The sequence below is a fragment of the Streptomyces sp. NPDC022910 genome (genome assembly GCF_055561075.1).
On record NZ_JBVHHL010000052.1, the window covers coordinates 24,320 to 41,844 of the forward strand.

The 17,525-nt window shown below is 69.1% G+C and carries 15 protein-coding genes and 2 pseudogenes; 4 read left to right on the top strand and 13 right to left on the bottom strand.

Annotated elements, in window-relative coordinates; genetic code table 11:
- Nucleotides 1–23: 23 nt before the first annotated feature.
- A complete protein-coding gene (locus ACZ3TS_RS33255; RefSeq protein ID WP_467625305.1) occupies nucleotides 24–992 on the bottom strand; it encodes a LysR family transcriptional regulator in 969 nt (322 codons plus the stop codon).
- Between the two features lie 134 nt (nucleotides 993–1,126).
- Between ACZ3TS_RS33255 and ACZ3TS_RS33260 the strand changes: the two genes are divergently transcribed.
- Nucleotides 1,127–2,371, top strand: coding sequence for an MFS transporter (locus tag ACZ3TS_RS33260; protein ID WP_467625307.1), 1,245 nt, complete (start codon nucleotides 1,127–1,129; stop codon nucleotides 2,369–2,371).
- 140 nt (nucleotides 2,372–2,511) lie between these two features.
- A pseudogene (locus ACZ3TS_RS33265) lies at nucleotides 2,512–2,592 on the top strand (DUF3761 domain-containing protein); the annotation flags it as partial.
- Between the two features lie 510 nt (nucleotides 2,593–3,102).
- Here the strand turns inward: ACZ3TS_RS33265 and ACZ3TS_RS33270 are convergent.
- The 8 genes from ACZ3TS_RS33270 to ACZ3TS_RS33305 all read right to left on the bottom strand — a co-directional run bounded on the left by ACZ3TS_RS33270 (nucleotide 3,103) and on the right by ACZ3TS_RS33305 (nucleotide 9,602).
- Complete coding sequence (locus ACZ3TS_RS33270) at nucleotides 3,103–3,897, bottom strand: SDR family NAD(P)-dependent oxidoreductase (protein WP_467625310.1); 795 nt, start codon at nucleotides 3,895–3,897, stop codon at nucleotides 3,103–3,105.
- Nucleotides 3,898–4,002: 105 nt separating this feature from the next.
- Nucleotides 4,003–4,578 (bottom strand): TetR/AcrR family transcriptional regulator, encoded by a 576-nt coding sequence (locus ACZ3TS_RS33275; RefSeq protein ID WP_467625312.1) that lies wholly within the window; start codon nucleotides 4,576–4,578, stop codon nucleotides 4,003–4,005.
- A gap of 457 nt (nucleotides 4,579–5,035) precedes the next feature.
- Nucleotides 5,036–5,857: a class I SAM-dependent methyltransferase gene (locus tag ACZ3TS_RS33280; protein ID WP_467625315.1), complete on the bottom strand. Its 822-nt coding sequence runs from the start codon at nucleotides 5,855–5,857 to the stop codon at nucleotides 5,036–5,038.
- A complete protein-coding gene (locus tag ACZ3TS_RS33285) occupies nucleotides 5,854–7,431 on the bottom strand; it encodes a radical SAM protein (RefSeq protein ID WP_467625317.1) in 1,578 nt (525 codons plus the stop codon). Before ACZ3TS_RS33285 ends, ACZ3TS_RS33280 begins: the two co-directional genes overlap by 4 nt.
- A 323-nt stretch (nucleotides 7,432–7,754) precedes the next feature.
- Entirely contained in the window at nucleotides 7,755–8,003 is a 249-nt protein-coding gene (locus ACZ3TS_RS33290) for a hypothetical protein (protein ID WP_467625320.1), read from the bottom strand.
- Nucleotides 8,004–8,277: 274 nt separating this feature from the next.
- Entirely contained in the window at nucleotides 8,278–8,859 is a 582-nt protein-coding gene (locus ACZ3TS_RS33295; protein ID WP_467625322.1) for an SRPBCC family protein, read from the bottom strand.
- Nucleotides 8,856–9,161: a DUF427 domain-containing protein gene (locus ACZ3TS_RS33300; protein ID WP_467625325.1), complete on the bottom strand. Its 306-nt coding sequence runs from the start codon at nucleotides 9,159–9,161 to the stop codon at nucleotides 8,856–8,858. Before ACZ3TS_RS33300 ends, ACZ3TS_RS33295 begins: the two co-directional genes overlap by 4 nt.
- 81 nt (nucleotides 9,162–9,242) lie before the next feature.
- Entirely contained in the window at nucleotides 9,243–9,602 is a 360-nt protein-coding gene (locus tag ACZ3TS_RS33305; protein WP_467625327.1) for a beta-eliminating lyase-related protein, read from the bottom strand.
- Between ACZ3TS_RS33305 and ACZ3TS_RS33310 the strand changes: the two are divergent.
- Nucleotides 9,544–9,675: pseudogene (locus ACZ3TS_RS33310) on the top strand (antibiotic biosynthesis monooxygenase); the annotation flags it as partial. The gene ACZ3TS_RS33305 and the pseudogene ACZ3TS_RS33310 overlap by 59 nt on opposite strands.
- A gap of 270 nt (nucleotides 9,676–9,945) precedes the next feature.
- Nucleotides 9,946–10,671 carry a DedA family protein gene (locus tag ACZ3TS_RS33315; RefSeq protein WP_467625329.1) on the top strand — a complete coding sequence of 242 codons (726 nt, stop codon included), beginning with the start codon at nucleotides 9,946–9,948 and terminating at the stop codon, nucleotides 10,669–10,671.
- A gap of 241 nt (nucleotides 10,672–10,912) precedes the next feature.
- Here ACZ3TS_RS33315 and ACZ3TS_RS33320 read toward each other — a convergent pair whose 3' ends face one another.
- The 4 genes from ACZ3TS_RS33320 to ACZ3TS_RS33335 form a co-directional block, all read right to left on the bottom strand.
- The gene (locus tag ACZ3TS_RS33320; RefSeq protein ID WP_467625331.1) at nucleotides 10,913–11,698 is read right to left on the bottom strand and encodes a fumarylacetoacetate hydrolase family protein; all 786 of its coding nucleotides are present in this window, start codon (nucleotides 11,696–11,698) and stop codon (nucleotides 10,913–10,915) included.
- Nucleotides 11,699–11,840: 142 nt separating this feature from the next.
- Entirely contained in the window at nucleotides 11,841–13,175 is a 1,335-nt protein-coding gene (locus ACZ3TS_RS33325) for an MFS transporter (protein ID WP_467625333.1), read from the bottom strand.
- 154 nt (nucleotides 13,176–13,329) lie between these two features.
- The gene (locus ACZ3TS_RS33330; RefSeq protein ID WP_467625336.1) at nucleotides 13,330–16,257 is read right to left on the bottom strand and encodes an FAD-binding and (Fe-S)-binding domain-containing protein; all 2,928 of its coding nucleotides are present in this window, start codon (nucleotides 16,255–16,257) and stop codon (nucleotides 13,330–13,332) included.
- Nucleotides 16,258–16,294: 37 nt separating this feature from the next.
- Nucleotides 16,295–17,461 carry a pyridoxal-phosphate-dependent aminotransferase family protein gene (locus ACZ3TS_RS33335; protein ID WP_467625338.1) on the bottom strand — a complete coding sequence of 389 codons (1,167 nt, stop codon included), beginning with the start codon at nucleotides 17,459–17,461 and terminating at the stop codon, nucleotides 16,295–16,297.
- Between the last annotated feature and the right edge of the window lie 64 nt (nucleotides 17,462–17,525).

Genomic DNA, 17,525 nt, shown 5'->3' on the forward strand with positions numbered 1-17,525 from the left:
CTGGTGCCCGGACGTCCTCTCGCTCACGATGTCGTTGGCGCTGGGTAACGCGGTGCTCCCGACCACCATGCCCATGTCGGTGTCCAGGTCTCGGTGTCAGGGCGGTTGAACCAACTGGAGCAAAGGTGGTCGCGGAGCGCGGCGAGTGCCGGGTGCGGGTTGTCGCGGTGCCATACCAGTGAGTGCGGGTAGACCGGTGTCGGGTCGCGCAGGGCGATCCGCCGCAGGCCGTGGTCGGCGGGCCAGACGAGGCGTGTCTGCTCGCCGACGAAGGTCGCCAGTGACCGGGAGTCCGCGATGGTGTCCAGAAGAGGCTCGGTGCCGAAGTCGGGGCTGGTGATCTCGATGGTGAGCCCGAACGCGGCGGCGAGGGCATCGTAGTAGGCGGCCCACTCGGTTCCGGGAACGATGCCCGGCATCCAGATCCGGTGCCCGACGAGCTCGGGGGGCGTGACCGCGCGGGCGGACGCGAGCTCGTGGGCCGGTCCGGTGAGAAGCTGGATGGGCTCGTCGAAGGCCCGGGCGGCCCCGATGTCGTCGGGGAGCTGCCGGCCGGGCATGGTGACGGCGCGGAAGGACGCGTCGATCGTGCCGGACCGGACAGCGTCGATGGCCGCGTCGACGTCGAAGAGCGTCATGACATCAAGCTCGACCTCAGGGTGTGCGCGATGGAAGTCGCCAAGCACGGCAGCCGGGGCGAGCCGTCGGCCGATCACGTCGACGCGCAGCGCGCGGCGCCCCGGACGAACGGAGGCGACGGCCCGCTCTTCGGCCCGTAGGAGACCGCGGGCGTGGGGCAGGAACGCCTGTCCGTCGATGGTGAGCTTCGCTCCTCGCGCGGTGCGGGTGAACAGCCGCACGCCGAGGAACTTCTCCAGCGTGGCGATGCGTTTTGAGACGGCCTGCTGGGTGATCGACAATTCGGCGGCAGCGTCTTGGAACCGCCCCGCGTCCGCGGCGGCCACAAAGGTGCGCACAGCATCAAGATCCACGCCGACCAGCGTATCGACACAACCAATGGTTGTGCCTTCCTGGCGGATCGGTTGTTTGATCCTGCCATCCGCTACCCGCTTTGATGCCGGTGGTCAGCGTGTGGTTGTTCAGATCGGCGAGAGGTGCGTTGGGTATGCCGGGTAGGCGGGCGCTGGGGCGGCGGTTCGGGCGGTTGTGGGCAGCGTATGCCGTCAGCTCGTACGGCACAGGGCTCGGATTCGGCGCGTTTCCCTTGATCGCGATCCTCGTGCTGCACGCCGGGCCGACCCAGGTGGCGGCGCTGTCTGCCGCGGGGCGGGCAGTAGGGGCCGTGGTCGCGGTGCCGCTCGGTCCGTGGGTGGAGTTCCGCCGCAAGCGGCCGGTCATGGTCGCGATGGACCTGACCCGTTTCGCGGCGATGATGAGCGTCCCCGCCGCGTTCGCGCTCGGCTGGCTGAGCTTCGCCCAACTCCTCGTTGTCGCCGTCGTCGTCGCCGCGGCCAACATCGCGTTCAACGCGGCCAGCGGTGCGTATCTGAAGTCGCTCCTGCCGCCGGAGACCCTGCTCATCGCGAACAGCCGGTTCGAGTCCACGACCTGGACCGCGACTGTGGTCGGACCGCCGCTCGGCGGGGCCGCGATCGGGCTGTTCGGCCCGATGACGACCGTAGTGGCCGATGCGGTCAGCTACCTGCTCTCGGCGCTGGGCATCCGCGCCATCGGCGGGACGGAACCGCGCCCCGCGCGGAGCGGTGCACCGCGGATGCGAGCAGGCGATCTGCTCGAAGGCTGGCGCCACGTCCTCACGCACCCCGCGCTGCGACCGCTGTTCTTCAACACCATCGTGGTCAACGGCCTGATCATGGCGACCCAGCCGCTGCTCGCCGTACTCCTGCTGGGCCGCCTCGGGTTCGCACCCTGGCAGTACGGTCTCGCATTCGCGACCCCTTGCGTCGGTGGCCTCGTCGGCGCACGCCTGGCGCGTCGACTCGTGGCGCGGTTCGGGCAGCACAAGGTGATCCTCACCGCCGGGGCACTGCGTGCCTGCTGGCCTGTCGGATTGGCTTTTGTCCGGCCCGGTGTTGCCGGGATCGTACTCATCATCGCCGTCCAATTCGGCCTGGTGACCTGTATTGGCCTGTTCAACCCGGTGCTGGCCACCTACCGGCTCGACCACACCGACCCCGACCGGGTCGCCCGCACCCTGTCCGCGTGGTCGGTCAGCAGCAGCGCTGCCATCGCGGCCCTGACCGCCGTGTGGGGTCTGCTTGCCGCCGTCACCGGGCCCCGCACCGCGATCGCGGTCGCCGGAGTCCTCCTCCTGGCCACCCCGCTGCTCCTCCCTCGCCGCGAGAACGCGCCCCTGAACACAAGGGAACAGGCCGCGAGCCTCACATGAGACGCAGCAAAGAGTGAGTCTCCGCCTTGCCTGCGTACACCACAGGGCTGCGTCGGCTGGCGTCGGTCCGACCGCTTCTGAGCCGTATCAACCTTTGATCCTCACCACGGCAACACCATCACACGATCATGCCCCCGTCGATGGCCACGGCGGGTGCGACCGCCCTGTGCAACGACGGCACGCTCTCCTACAGCCGACACCACCAGGGCACCTGTTGCCACCATCACGGGTCGTCCTCGGCGTGGACCGGGAGCGCGCGGCAGGTGCCGCTCAACGGCCCGGAATTTACCTGTGCAGTTTGCTCGCTTCACACACGCTCACGGCCGGCAAGCCGGGCGACGTCCCGTGACGTCGGACGCCCGCTGATCGCACGGTTTCTGTCCTCGGCCCTGCCGCCCATGCTCTCCGCCGCTCTCATCCCCACCCGTCAGGTCGATCACCGCTCACCCTACCCAAGACCCGCACAGCGGCGCGTGGACCGAGCAGCGGAACCCTCGCCGCGCACACGGCCGCCGGCGCAGCCGGTGTCCGGCGGCCACTGCAAGGTCTGCGTCCTTCGCCGCGGCCTGGTCCAACCCCGGCGCCTGAACTCGGCGACCCTCGTTGCCGGCGGTGCGGTCGATTGTCGGCCGGGCTGCCCGCCGGGCCGCGTCGACGGATTCGGCGCGTCTGAAGTGGCCCAAGCGCTCGCCGGGGCATGGGCAACCGGCTCGGGCGGGATGGTGCGAACCTCAGGTGGTCTTGATCTGGCCGCCGTCGATGACGAACTCGGCGCCGGTGATGTTGCCCGCCACCGGCGAGGCGAGGAAGAGGGCCAGGTCGGCGACCTCGTGGGGCTCGGTGACGCGCCCGGTGGAGATGCCCATGCTCTGCGGCACCACCACATCGATGGCCTCCTGGGCGGTGGTGCCGGCGGCGGCTGCGGTGGCGTCGGCGAATCCGCCCGGCGCGGTCCACAAGGGGGTGCGGACAGGTCCGGGGGCGATCGCGTTGACGCGTACGCCACGAGGTGCGAACTCCTCGGATAGCGACTTGGTCAGGCTGGTCAGTGCGGCCTTGGCCGCGGAGTAGTCCATGACCATGGGGAAGGGCAGCCGGGCGTTGATGGAGCTGATGTTGACGATGGCGGCGCCCTGCGCCTGCAGCAGGTGGGGCAGAGCCGCGCGGCTGGCGCGTACGGCGCTGAAGAAGGTGAGGTCGAAGATGCGCTGCCACTCGGCGTCGTCCACCTCGAGGAAGCTGGGTCGCGGGTCTGCCGCGCCCAGGTTGTTGACGAGGATGTCGAGCCTGCCGTGTCCGTCCACGGCGCGCTGGATGAGCGTGTCCGCTCCGTCCGCCGTCGAGAGGTCGACGGGCACGACGGCGACGTCGTACTTGTCGCGGAGGGCGTCGAGTTCGGCAGTGGTGCTCCGGCTGCCGGCGACCACGCGGACACCCTCGCGGCCCAGCGCCTCGACGATGGCCAGACCGATGCCCTTGCTGGCCCCGGTGACGACGGCGACCTTGTCCTTGAGGTGGAGCTCCATGGTTACCCTCTTTTCTGGATTGATTGATACACAATGAATGTAGACGAGGCCAGGTCGCGGCACCACTGGAGCGCTGCCGTACCGGTGACCCGCCGAGCGAGTTGATCAGTCCAGGGCGCGCAGTGCCGTCGACACGGCATCCTCGACGAACGCCCGGCCGAGGCGGGCCTGACCCACCACCCGCAGACCCTGGACGAAGGTGGTCAGGAAGCGAGCGAGCTCCGCCGGGTTCTTGTCGGACGACAGCTCACCTCGGGCCTTCGCCCTCTCCAGTGCGCCGGCAAGAGCCGATTCCAGCAGCCGCATGGCGGCCGCGACCCGGTCGACCGTGGCCGGATCACCACCGCGCTCCGTGGCGGCGTTGACCACCAGACATCCGCGCTCGGGATCGGCAAGATCAGTCTCGACCATCTCCAACAGCACGCCGCGCACAGCGGGCCGCACCTCGGTGGCGCTCTCCAGCCGCTCCACGAAGCCGCCCGTGTGCCGCGAGCAGTAGCGCTCCAGCGCACGGGCATACAGCTTCTCCTTGGAGCCGAACGCCGCATACAGGCTCCCGCTGCCGATCGACAGTTCCCCGAGCAGGTCCTGCAGCGACGTCGCGGCATAGCCACGGCGCCAGAACAGGTCCATCGCACGGTCGACCGCCCTGTCGACGTCGAACTCCCGATTACGTGCCATGGCGAGCACGATAGCGGTTCTGGATCGCTCAATCAAATATTGGCCCACGTACCGTTCTCACGCATACATCGCGTAGCAGAGCGGGCGTGACTCAAAGCTGTCGGCCGAGCAGGTCGGCCAGGCCATGGACACTCATGCCGGCCAAATGACGGGGCCATCAGATCTGCGGACGACCTCTCGAACGGGAGGTCATCATGAAGGTGCTCCTCGACGTCCCCAAGGCCATGCGAAACCGGCCGCGCAGCGGAGTCAGGTCGCTGAGGGTCTCGTTGACATCGAAGATCAGCACTACAGGCCGTTCGGCGGACAAGGCTGCCGTCCTCCTCGGAACTGGGGGCCGTCAGGGATGAGGGGGCGCTGGGCAGTCTCGCCACCGGCCCCCACAGGGCGCCGGGTCAGTCGGCTCAGGCACGGCGCGCACGTGCCCGTATTGCCCCTTTGGCGTGTCTTCACGCCCCTACTCGGTTGCGCGCTCTGCGATCAGCATGCCGTAACCGACGACACCGTCCGCGACTGCGGTACGGGCTGCTTCGAGGACGGCTGGGGCGGCGTCGAGTTTGACGCCGACGTCGGTGAGCTTGTCCGGCGCGATCATACGCAGCAGGTTCAGCCGTGCTTCGATCTGGTTGATCATGCGCAGCATGGCCTGGCCGTGGCGTTCGGTGCACCGGGTGCGTAGGCCTGCGGCGGCCAGGATCTGGCTGTACTCCTCCAGTGGCCGGGCGTCGGCGATGCAGGCGATGCGGGCGCTCAGGCCGGTGAGTTCGGATGGAAGCCGCGCAGGGTCAATGGTGACGTCGGTGATACCGAGTCGGCCGCCGGGTTTCAGAACGCGGGCGAACTCGGCGGCGGCCTGGGCCTTGTCCGGGAAGGTGCACAGGGCGCACTCGCAGACCAGCGCGTCGAAGACACCATCCGGGTAGGGCAGTTGTTCGGCGTCCCCGGTCGTGAACTCGGCTCGGTCGGCGAGTCCTGCGGCCTGGGCGGCGCCTTGGGCGAGGGCGGTGTTGGCCGGCGAGTAGTCCAAGCCGTCGACCCGAACGCCGTAGATGTCGGCGAGGAGCAGGGCGGTGGTGCCGCGACCGGAGGCCACGTCGAGCACGCGGCGCTTCTCGTCCAGGTCCAGGCCGTCGGCGAGGTGGCGGGTCAGGGCGGTGCCGCCGGGATGATAGGAATCCCCCAGGAGCAGGGCGACCACGTCCGATGAGTACGCGGCGGCGCAGCAGGCTTTCAGCTCGTCGGCGGTCGGGCCGGACGAGAGCGGGTTCCGGTCGGTCATCGTGCGTCTTCCTCGACGGTGGGCCCGGTGAGGGCGGCGGTCTTGGATCCGTACGGGGTGGCCGTGAGCCGATCGGCAAGCGGTAGTGCGTTCGGAACTACATCGGCGACGGCCACGCCGGACATCGCGGCGCGGACCTGTTCGCGGTAGCCGACGGAGTTGTACGCGCAGAACGGGATGAGCCTCCCGTCGGGGGTGATCTCCTCGACGCAGCACTTCATCAACTGTTTGACGTTGAGGGTATAGGGGTCCTGGAAGTCCTGGACCACGATCATGAACGCCTTGTCGTTCAGGTCCTTGACGGCCTGGGGCAGGTCGATGCCGCAGGCGTCCGCGCAGTCCAGGGCTTCGGCGGTGGCCCGCAGCTTCTCCTCGGTGGTGGCGGTGCCCATGAACGCGGAGGCGGACCAGAGCTTCTCCAGCGCCTCGCGGATCCCGGCGTCGGGCAGGACCCGGTTGGTGACGTAGTCGAGGTAGTCCTCGACGTTCAGCAGCCGCGGGATCGGCACGATGGTGCGGTTGCCCGGTTCGCCGTCCACCAAGAGGTAGGTGATGGAGCGGCAGGTGGGGAAGCAGCACGGCACGGGGAAGAAGTCGCCCTTCTGGAACCAGCCCGGGCGCTGCTCGTTGATCAGCCGGATGACGTCGGTGATGGTGAGCCGGTTCAGGGGGTCGAACGGCACGTGCCGGCCGGCGTGGGTGACCGGCTGGAATGTGACCGCGCGAACAGCGGGATGGTCGATGCCGTACTCGATGATCGCCCCGAGTTCGTGCTCGTTCAGACCCCGTTCCACGGCCGCGACCAGGGTGACGGTCAGCCCGGCCTCGGCGCAGTTGTCCAGAGCCCGCTGCTTGAATGTCCGCAGGTCCCGGCCCCGGATCTCCAGGTGGGTGCGCTCGTCGAAGCCGTCGAACTGCAGGTAGATGTTCACCGACTTACCCGGCGCCTGATTGCGCTTGCGGAGTTCGGCGACGAGGTTCTTGTCGGTGGCCAGGCGGATGCCGTTGGTGTTGAGGTTGACGTTCTTGATCGGGCGGCCCTGCGCGAGGTCGATGAAGTCGAGGATGTGTTTGTGGATGGTGGGCTCGCCGCCCGAGAACATCACCACCTCCGCCTCCCCCTCGGAGGCCACGAAGGTGTCCAGCATCCGCTCGCACTGTTCGTGAGTGATCGAGTAGCCGTCGCTCTGGTGGCCGGAGTCGGCGAAGCAGATCGGGCAGTCCAGGTTGCAGCCGGTGTTGACCTCGATGATCCCCAGGCAGGCGTGCTGCTTGTGCTCCGGGCACAGCCCGCAGTCCGACGGGCAGCCGTCCTTCACCTCGGTCTGGAAGGTGAGGGGGACGGTGCCGGGCTTGTTGAAGCGGGCCGAGGACAGATATTCCTCGGCATCCCCGTAGACCAGGGCCTCGAACTCGCCGTGCTCCCGGCAACGTTTGCGCAGATAAACCTTTTTCTCACGGATGTTGACCTGCGCGTCGATGGGGGTCTTGCACAGGGGGCAGATCGACTTGGTGAACTCCACGAACACCTCGTCCCGATCCACCTTGCGCCTCGGCGCCGGCGCCTGGGTCATCGCAGAACTCCTTTCACAGGGGCAGTCTCAAACGGTCACTGAACGTCGCGGTCCGGGGTGTCGTCCCGCAGGGTGCGGGGCCGCCCACGGTCGGGCAGCAGTCCTCCGGACCGGCGCCTCGGCGACGCCGGCCTCGGCATCGCAGGGCATAGGTGGTGCCGACCAGAAGTACGGCCGCGCCGACCGTGATCAGCCACGGATTCGCCAGCGCGCCAACCGACGGCGCCGAGTACCGCTCCGCCCGTAAGGCAGTGGACCCGGGCGGCACACGACCATGACCGGACCGGCCCCGACAACGGCGACGACCACCGAAGCGGCAGCGTTCATGGGATGCCGACATCACGATCCACCTGCACTCCACGAGTCGACTTCCTCGCGGCGGCTGTACGGGCGGTGCGCAGCAGCGCGGCGGCGTACACGAGGGTGAGAGCGTCCTGGAGGAGGACGAACCAGCTCAGCCGCTGGGTGAGGCAGCTCCCGAAGCAGCCGCAGTTGTCCACGGCCAGCCCTCGTGCATACGCCTGGACGGCCATCACCGTCCATACAACGGGCACGGCGGTGTAGACCCACACGGGGGCGATGGCCGTCGACCGGAGACGAGCCCAGGAACCACACTCCGCACACCAGCTCCCCGGCGATCAGCGCCACGGCGTGCACGGCCGCCACGGCGCCGTGCCCCCGACCGTACGCGCCGAGACCCGTCGGCATGTCCGTGATCGAGGTGAGCTGGCCGACGGCCATCGCCGTGTAGACCGTGCCGAGGACGAGACGGAAGATCATGCGCCTGACGCTACGGCCGCCGAGGCGACGGGAACTGTAAGCGCGCTCACCGAACCGGCCGCGCGGTCACCGGCGCGATGCGGCGCGGCGTTCGGCCTCGGCCTTGACCGAGGCGAGCGAGGCAGCGACCGTGGCCTCCCAGCGGGCCGCCACCGCCGTGCCCCACCACTGGCCGAGCCGCCACAGGTCGGCGCCCAGTTCGCCCTCGTACACCAGCAGCGTCCCCGCCGATGTGTCGCTCAGTACGAAGGACTCCGTCACGTGCGGCACCGGGCCGCGCACCAGCCGGAAGTCGATGCGTTCGGGCCGGGTGAAGCGCACCGTCTCCACCGTCACGGCTTTCAGCCGCCTGCCGGCGATCGGTGTGTAGTGCTCGGCCAGCACCATGTCACTGCCGCGCTCCAGCACGTTCAGCTTCTCTTGCATCGCCCGCGGCGTGCGGCCCAGATACGGCCGGGCCACCACGTCGAACACGATCTCCTGAGGGGCCGCGATGTCGACCGTCTGCGGGCCCAGCGGCCGTGTCCGGCGGCCAACACCGACATCGACCGGGACGGCACCGGTCACCAGCCCCAGGTAGGCGGCGGCCAGCGACCCGCCCACACCGGCGGCCCAGGCCGCGATCCGCAGACTGCGCTCGGCGGTCACCGGCTCACCCGCGGGGCGACTTCCTCAACCACGACGCCGTTCCAGAAGGCGACGTGATTCTTGATCTTCCGGGCCAGCGGGCTCGGGTGCGGGTAGTACCAGGCGGCGTTCACGTTGGTCTGCCCGCCAGCGGTCACCGTGTAGTAGCGGGCCAGCCCCTTCCAGAAACACAGCGAGCTGGCCCGGCTGTCGGTGAAGTACTCGCGGTGCAGCGACTCGGGCGGAAAGTAGTGGTTATCCTCCACCACGACGGTCCGTTCGGCCTCCGCGAGCACGGTGCCGTTCCACACGGCGCGCATCATGACCGGCCACCTCCGACGAGAGCATTGTGCTTCATGCCGCCGACGATAGGCGCCGACCACCCACCACGACGGTGATCCCGCTTACACTCCGCCGCCCGTGTCAGCGGAGTGGTTCGCATGATCCTCGGCCAACCGCTCGACGTGGTGGTCCAGCGCGTACGACGCGGCCGCCGCCAGTACTCCCGCCTGCCGCAAGCCGCCGCCCAGAACCTTCCTCCACCGCCGGGCCTCACCGACGAATTCCCGGGAACCGAGCAACACCGAGCCCACCGGTGCCCCCAACCCCTTGCTGAAGCACACCGACACGCTGTCGAAATGCTCCGCGATCACCCTCGCCCCGTCGTACGGGTCACCGCCGCCGGCCACCGCAGCATTGAACAGTCTCCAGTCCGCCCACTTCAAGGCCGCGCAACAGACCCTGCCGCCATACCTGGCCCACACACCGCAGATCCTCAACGCCGAACTGGAACAGGACGACTGGTCCCTGCTCGGGGAGATGGCCGTCCAGGACTGACCAAGACGTGCGTGCGGGCCGGGGTCATCGCCTCTCTCCGTCCAGGCAGTGGGTGACGGCGGTGATGCGGGCCGGGACCTCGGTACAGACGTAGGCCGGCGGGACGGCGACGCCCAGCGAGACGGTGGCCTCCGCGGCGGCGGCGACCCCGGCCGCGCCCGGCCGGGGCGGTACCGACCGCGAAGCTACTACATGGCGTAAAACATCATCTACTACAAGATGTAAAATTTGATGCGAGCGCAGGAGCGCAAAGAGGGGGGAGACCCGTCAATGGCACCAGGTTCCGTGACCGTCGCAGCGACACTGGATCCACACGCGATGCTGGCGAGATTCGGCGCCTGGGCGGTACTGGTCGTGGTCTTCGCCGAGACGGGGCTCCCGGCCCTCGGCGTCTTCCTGCCCGGAGACACACTGCTCCTGCCGGCCGGACTGGCGTGCTCGCTGAGCCCGCTGGGTGCGGCCCGGTTGTCGCTGCCGTTGGTGCTTGTGTGCGCGGGCGTGGGCTCGCTCGCCGGGGCGCAGACGGGGTTCTGGCTGGGGCAGCGCGGCGGCAGGTCGATGCGGCTGCGTGGACTGAAGGGCCGTGGCCAGGCCCCCATGAAGCGAGCTGAGGCGCTGTTCATGCGCTACGGGCCCCGGCGGGCGGTGATGCTGGGACGGTTCGTGCCGGTGGTGCGCACCCTGGTCCATCCGGCAGCCGGGCTGCTGGGCATGCCGACGGCCTCCTTCATCCTGTGGCAGGCCGTGGCCGGACTCCTCTGGTCGCAGTCGCTGGTGCTGGCCGGGTACGCCCTGGGCGAGAGCGGGCGACAAGGCTCGGCGTACCTGGCCCCCGCCATCGCCGCGGTCGCCGCCGTCGGACTGCTGCCCCCCGCCATCCAGTGGCTCCGCGCCCGCCGGGCCGATCGTCACCCGGCCGAAGCGGATCATGCGGTGCGTGCGGTGGACGTACCGACCCAGCGCCAGTCGGACCCCGGACAGGTGAGGTGCCGGTGACCCTCGGGCGCGCCGGGCCGGGTGCGCCGCGGGATCGCCGCCTCGCTCTTGGTGCTGGTCCCGGCCGGATACTTCGCGATCTCCGCCCATCAAAGCCACAACGCGGCTGCCGCGCACAAACTGCGTGCAGGGCGAGCCGGGCTCGTCCACGGCATGCCCTCCGCCGAGGGCGGTGCAACGCCTGCCGCACCGCCCTATCGGCGCCTTTGGTCTCGCGCCGGCGATCGCCCCGGTGAAACGCTCACGTCGTGCCCGGCGCGTCCAGCGGTTCCGTGCCGGCCACCGGATTGGACAGGGTCCCCACGCCCTCGATCCGGACCTCGACCCGGTCCCCGGGGACCAGTGGGCCCACGCCTGCGGGGCTGCCGGTGAGCAGTACGTCGCCCGGCTGCAGGGTGATCCAGCGGGTGACGAAGGCGAGCAGTTCGCCCACGCCGAAGACCATGTCGGCGGTGGAGCCGTCCTGGACCGTACGGCCGTTGACGAGAGTGCGCAGTCGTAGCGCTTGGGGGTCGGCCACGTCCGTCTCGATCCATGGCCCGAGCGGGCAGAAGGTGTCGGCGCTCTTGGCCCTGGTCCACTGCCCGTCCGCGCGCCAGTCGTGCGCGGTGATGTCGTTGGCACAGGTGTAGCCGAGTACGTAGTCGGCGAACGACGCCGCGGAGACGTCCCGGGCGCTGCGGCCGATCACAACGGCGAGTTCTCCCTCGTACTCCAGCCTCCGCAGTTCGGCCGGGTGGATCACCGCTGAGCCGGGGCCGACCACGGCATTGGGTGCTTTCAGGAACAGGGGTGGCTGGGTCGGCCAGGGACGCTGCTTCTCCGCTATCTGTCCCGCGTAGTTGCTTCCCGCGCACACGATGGTGCGCGGATCGCAGGGCGCCAGGAGCTCGACCTCGTCGACCGCAGCGATCCTGGGTCCGGGCCGTGAGCTGCCGAGCGGGCTGTCGCCCACGGCGTGGATGTACTCGCCCATCAGCGCACCGTGCCCGGTGTGCTCCGCCTTGCGATACCTGACCAACCGCACCGCGCATCTCCCTTGCCGGCCTCTGCGGGCCGTTGTTGTCCCATGACTGTTGTCGAAGCCGGTTCCCGCCCTTGTCGTGTCTGTGGGCCGGACGGCCCGGCTCCCGGCCGCCTGGCCCACAGGAGCGGGGCGAGAGGAACTGTCAGGCAGGCCTGGCAGCGGCTGATCCCTCCGTTTCCGCGGTTCCGGTGTCCACTGGCGGTGCGGTCGTCGCCTCGCGCAGCCTCTTGCGCAACGTCAGGACGAGCAGCGCCGCCACCGCGAAGACCGCGCCGAAGAACACCTGGGTGAGGGCGTATCCTCCGCTGATGTCCTTGAGCCATCCCCCGATGTAGGGCCCGAAGAAGCCGCCGAGGTTACCGACGCCGTTGATGATGCCGATGCCGGCGCCCGCGGCCGCCACCGGCGTGAGCTTGGTGACGGTGGCCCAGAACGGTCCGTACCAGGCGATCGACGCGCCGGTGCCGAGGATCATCGCTCCCAGCACGAGCCACTTCTGCTGTGCGGAGATCAGGCCCGCCCCGGCGAGGACCACGGCTCCGACGCCGAGGACTGCGAACATGTGGGTGGTGTGCCTGCCGTGGCGGTCCGCGGACCTGCCGATGAGAACGATCGCCAGGCCGGCGGCGACCTGGGGCAGCATCGCGACGAGGCCGACCTTCATGTCGGTGTGGAAGGCCGTCTTGAGCACGCTCGGCAGCCACATCGAGAGTCCGAGCAGACCCAGTTGGGTCAGGGTGTAGATGAGGGCGAACAGCCACACGATCGGGCTGCCGAACGCTGCCTTGAAAGTCCCGCGGTGTTGGAGCGGTTCGCCCTCCGCCGCGCGGGACTGCTCGATGTGGTGGCGTTCGGTGGCCGACAACCACTCGGCCTTCGCCGGCGTGTCCCGCATGATCACGAGCCATACGACGAGCCCGAGCACGAGCGGGCCGCCGCCCTGGATGATGAACATCCAGCGCCAGTCCAGGTACGTGAGAATGACACCGGAGAACGGCGCGGCCACGATGGCCGCGATCGGCGTGTACAACTTGAAGATCGCGTAGGCCCGGCTGCGTTCGGCGAACGGGAACCACGACCGGATGGAGGCCATCAGTGCGGGCTGCACGCCGCCCTCGGCCACCCCGAGCAGGAAGCGGGTGATGACGAGTTCGGTGAAGTTGTGCGTCAGTCCTGAGGCCACCGCGGCCGCACTCCACAGCACCATCAGGATCGCGATCCATCGCTTGGCGCTCCACCGCTCGGCCATGTATCCGCCGGGCACCTGGAGGAGCAGATACCCCCAGAAGAACACGCCGCTCGCGAAGCCCTGTTGGGCCCCGGAAAGGTGCATGCTCATCTGCAGGTGAGGCAGGGCGAAGCTGATGTTCGTCCGGTCTATGTAGCAGATGATGTAGATGAAGACGATGACTGGAAGGATCCTCGTCCATCGTCTCACGTCGGATCGGCGCCGGAACCAGGATGTCTGCGTGACCAACGACCTACCTCCTTGTAGGTGCGAACTACCGGATGCCTCAGCGCGCTGACTGCACGAGAGACTCGTGGGGCGAGTTGCGTCCTCTCCTTTCGGGGTGTGTTTGCCGCCCGGCGATTTCTCCGCGGGGGCGCAGTGAGCCGGGACTGCCGGTCTGTCAGGGATGCAGGGCGGAGCGAACGAGTTCCACGGGGTGGAGGGCACGGCGTCCGCCGCCATGGGAGATCTGCTGCCGGCAGGACACCCCGGTCGCCACCACGACGGTGTCCTCCGAGGCCGCCCTGACGGCGGGGAAAAGGCGGTCGTCACCCACGGTCATCGACATCTCGTAGTGCTCGGTCTCGAAGCCGAAGGATCCGGCCATACCGCAGCACCCGGCGTCGAGTTCGTCGACCGTCGCGCCGGGGATCCGGCCCAGCAGCGCGATGGTCGCGGCGGTGCCCACTTCGGCCTTCTGATGACAGTGACCGTGGTAAAGCAACGTGCGCCCGGCGAGCCACGAATCAGCACGCAGCCGCAGCCGGCCTTCGTCGATGGCCTCCACCAGCAGCTCTTCCACCTGCCTGACCCGGCCCGCGACGTCCTTGACCGCCACGTCGTCGGGCAGCAGCGCCAGGTGCTCGTCCCGCAAGGTCATCAGGCAGGACGGTTCGCAGCCCACGATCGGTGAGCCCGGCTCCCCGCGGGAGCTGAGCGTGTGGGCGAGCTTACGGGCCTTGCGCCGGGCGTCGTCGACCAGCCCCTTGGACAGGCTTGACCTGCCGCAACAGCCGTCGGCCTTCAACTGAACCTGCCAGCCCGCCCGTTCCAACAGTTCGATCGCCGCCTGGCCGATGCCCGGCTCGGTGAACGTGGTGAAGGAGTCGGCGAGGAAGACGACCGTTCCCTGAGTGACGGCGTGTCCGCGGCTCCTGCGGCGGCGGAACCAGCGCAGCAGGTTGGCTCGCTCGAACCTCGGCAGCGGCCTGGCCGGAGCGATACCGATCAGCCGGTCCATGAGTTGGCGCACCGGCCGTATCCGTCCCGGCAGGTTGGACAGCGGCGCGGTCGCCGAGCCGAGGCGGTTCAGTGACCGGATCGCACCGAAGATCCGGGACCGCAGCGGTGTTCCGTGCAGGTCATGGTGGTGTGACAGCGTCTCGGTCTTGAGTGCGGCCATGTCCACGCCGAGGGGGCACTCGCTCTTGCACGCCTTGCACCCGAGACAGAGGTCCAGGATCTCGTGCAGCCGTTCGTCGCCGAGCGCCGCCCGGGGATCGGGCTCCGACAGAGCCTTGACCAGCGCGTTGGCCCGGCCACGGGTGGAGTGCTCCTCCTGGCGGGTGGCCATGTAGGAGGGGCACATGGTGCCGGTGGCGCTCTTGCGGCAGAGGCCGATGTTCATGCACCGGTCCGCGGCACTGCGCATGCCTCCGACCACGTCGAAGGACAGCCGCGTCCGCAACGGGGGTGCCGGCGGCAACGCGGGGTCCCGCAGGTTGTCTGTCATCGACGGGGCGTCCACGATCTTGCCCGGGTTCAACCGGTTGTCCGGATCGAAGACACGCTTGACCTGGCGCATGGTTTCGTAGAGGTCGTCACCGAAGAGTTCCCGGTTGAACTCGCTTCTGGCCAGCCCGTCGCCGTGCTCGCTGGAGTTGACGCCACCGTACTCCGTGACCAGGTCCTTGATCTGCCGTGCGACGGAGCGCATCGTGTGCACCTGGGCCGGATCGGTGAGATCGAGGAACGGGCGGATGTGCAGGCAGCCCACCGAGCAGTGCCCGTAGAACCCGGCCGTCAGATCGTGCCGGTCCAGGATCGCCTTGAAGCGCCGGGTGTACTCGGCGAGGTGCGCGGGATCGACCGCGGTGTCCTCGATGAAGGCCAGCGGACGGCGTGAGCCCACGCTCGCGGCCATCAGCAGGCCCAGGCTGGACTTGCGTACCTTGAGGAGGGCCCCCTGCTGGCCGGCCGTGACGGCCTTCAGCGTGTGGTAGCCGTGGCCGTGGCGCCGCCACAGCGCGGTCAGCCGCTCCAACTGCCCGACCAGCACCTGCTCGTCGTCCCCGGTGAAGGTGACGAAGAGCAGCGCCCCGGGGTCGCCTTCCAGGATCGAGCCGAGTGAGGCGTACTCGATCTTCTGCCGGGACAGTTCCAGGATCGTGCGGTCCATCAGCTCGACGGCGGCCGGATCGCAGGAGAGCGCGTCATCGGTGGCCGCGATGGCGGCGGGCGTGGAGACGAAGTGGCCGACGGCGATCACCGTGCTGAGCGGTTTGGGCACGAGGTCGACCAGAGCCTGGGTGGCGACCACGAGGGTGCCCTCCGAGCCCACGACGAACTTGGCCGGGTCGAACGGTCCGTCCCCGGCGAGCCGGTCCAGCCGGTAGCCGCCGGCCCGCCGCCAGAACTTCGGGAACCCCTCGGCGATCGCCGATGCGTTCTCGTTCAGTATCTCGGGCAGTCGCCGGTGGATGGCGCCTTCGAGGGTGGCCGCCTTCGCCCGGCGCTCCCGCTCGGCCTCGCTCACCGGCGCCAGGTGGGCGAGGCTCGCGTCGCTGAGCACCACGTCGAGCTCGCGTACGTGATCGATGGTCATCCCGTAGCGGACCGACCCGCTGCCCGCCGAGTTGTTCCCGATCATGCCGCCGATCGTGGCGCGGTTGCTGGTCGAGGTGTCGGGGCCGAACATCAACCCCAGTGGGGCGGCGGCCCGGTTGAGCTGGTCCTGCACCACGCCCACGTCGACCAGGGCGGTACGGTTGCCGGCGTCGATCTCATGGATGCGGTTCATGTGCCGGGACAGGTCCAGCACCAGGCCGGGCCCGACGGTCTGGCCGGCGAGGCTGGTGCCGGCCCCCCGTGCGGTGACGGGGACGCCCTGTTCGGCGGCCGCCGCCACCGCCGCCGCCACATCTTCGGCGTGGCGAGGGAACACCACGCCGGTCGGGGTGATCGCGTACATGCTCGCGTCCCGGGCGAACAGGTGCCGGGTGTAGTCGTCGAAGGCGACCTCGCCGTCGAGTTCGCGCCGGAGCCTGTCCGCGAGGTCCTGAGCGGCAACGTGTTCGCCGGTGGGACTGGAACTGCTGACCGCGGTCACTGTCCGCCTCCTTCTCACGATCGTTGCTCGACGCTGTTCACTCGGAGCTCAGCAGGTCCAGTGCTGCACCCAAGCCGGCAGGGTTGATGTCCACTCCTGCCAGTTGCAACCCCATGTGGACGCCGGCGAGAGTTGCGGCCAGGGTCAGGTCGTTGAAGTGTCCGAGGTGTCCGATCCGGAAGACCCGTCCGGCGAGCCTGCCCAGGCCGGTCCCCAGGGACATGTCGAAGCGGTCCAGGATGATCCGGCGCACCTTGTCCGCATCGTGCTCCTCGCCCAGCAGCACGGCGGTCAGGGATCCCGAGTACTCCCGCTCGTCGGCACACAGCACCTCCAGGCCCCAGCCGTTGACGGCGGCCCGGGTGGCCGCCGCGTGGCGGGCATGGCGTGCGAAGACGTCGGGCAGCCCCTCCTCCTCGAGCATGAGCAGGGCTTCCCGCAGGCCGTAGAGCAAGTTGGTGGCAGGCGTGTAGGGAAAGAAGCCCTGCCTGTTCGCCTCGAGGATGGGTGCCCAGTCCCAGTACGACCGCGGAAGCCGCGCCGTCGCGGAGGCGGCCAGTGCCTTCTCGCTCACCGCGTTGAAGCCCAGTCCCGGCGGCAGCATCAGGCCCTTCTGCGAGCAGCTGACGGTGACGTCGACGCCCCACTCCTCGTGGCGGTAGTCGATCGAGCCCAGCGAGGAGATGGTGTCGACCAGGAGCAGAGCGGGGTGGCCCGCCTCGTCGATGGCAGCCCTGATATCCGGCACACGGCTGGTGACGCCGGTGGAGGTCTCGTTGTGGACCACCATCACGGCCGCGATGGAGTGCGCCGTGTCCGCCGCCAGCCGTTCGGCGACGGCCTCGGGGTCCGCGCCGCGCCGCCAGTCCCCGGGGACGAAGTCGACTTCCAGCCCGAGGCGTTCGGCCATCTCGTGCCAGAGCGTGGCGAAGTGCCCGGTCTCGAAGGCCAGTACACGGTCACCCGGGCTGAGGGTGTTGACCAGCGCCGCTTCCCAGGCACCGGTTCCGGAGGAGGGGTAGACGATGACGGGGCCACTTGTGCCGAACACCGGCTTCAGGCGCGGCAGGAGGTCCAGTGCCAACTCGGCGAACTCCGGCCCACGATGGTCGATTGTGGGCTGTGCAATGGCCCGCAGCACTCGGTCGGGAACGTTGGTGGGGCCGGGGATCTGGAGGAAATGCCGTCCACTGCGCGTGGTCACTGACAATCACCCAATTTCGCTTGTGCCGTGACGTGGCACACTGTGCCGTAAAAAGGTACGGTGA

What these genes read in the sequence shown, in the direction of transcription:
- ACZ3TS_RS33260 (WP_467625307.1), top strand. Translation starts at nt 1,127, where the DNA reads ATGCCGGGTAGGCGGGCGCTGGGGCGGCGGTTCGGGCGGTTGTGGGCA.
- ACZ3TS_RS33270 (WP_467625310.1), bottom strand. Translation starts at nt 3,897, where the DNA reads ATGGAGCTCCACCTCAAGGACAAGGTCGCCGTCGTCACCGGGGCCAGC.
- ACZ3TS_RS33275 (WP_467625312.1), bottom strand. Translation starts at nt 4,578, where the DNA reads ATGGCACGTAATCGGGAGTTCGACGTCGACAGGGCGGTCGACCGTGCG.
- ACZ3TS_RS33280 (WP_467625315.1), bottom strand. Translation starts at nt 5,857, where the DNA reads ATGACCGACCGGAACCCGCTCTCGTCCGGCCCGACCGCCGACGAGCTG.
- ACZ3TS_RS33285 (WP_467625317.1), bottom strand. Translation starts at nt 7,431, where the DNA reads ATGACCCAGGCGCCGGCGCCGAGGCGCAAGGTGGATCGGGACGAGGTG.
- ACZ3TS_RS33300 (WP_467625325.1), bottom strand. Translation starts at nt 9,161, where the DNA reads ATGATGCGCGCCGTGTGGAACGGCACCGTGCTCGCGGAGGCCGAACGG.
- ACZ3TS_RS33315 (WP_467625329.1), top strand. Translation starts at nt 9,946, where the DNA reads ATGGCACCAGGTTCCGTGACCGTCGCAGCGACACTGGATCCACACGCG.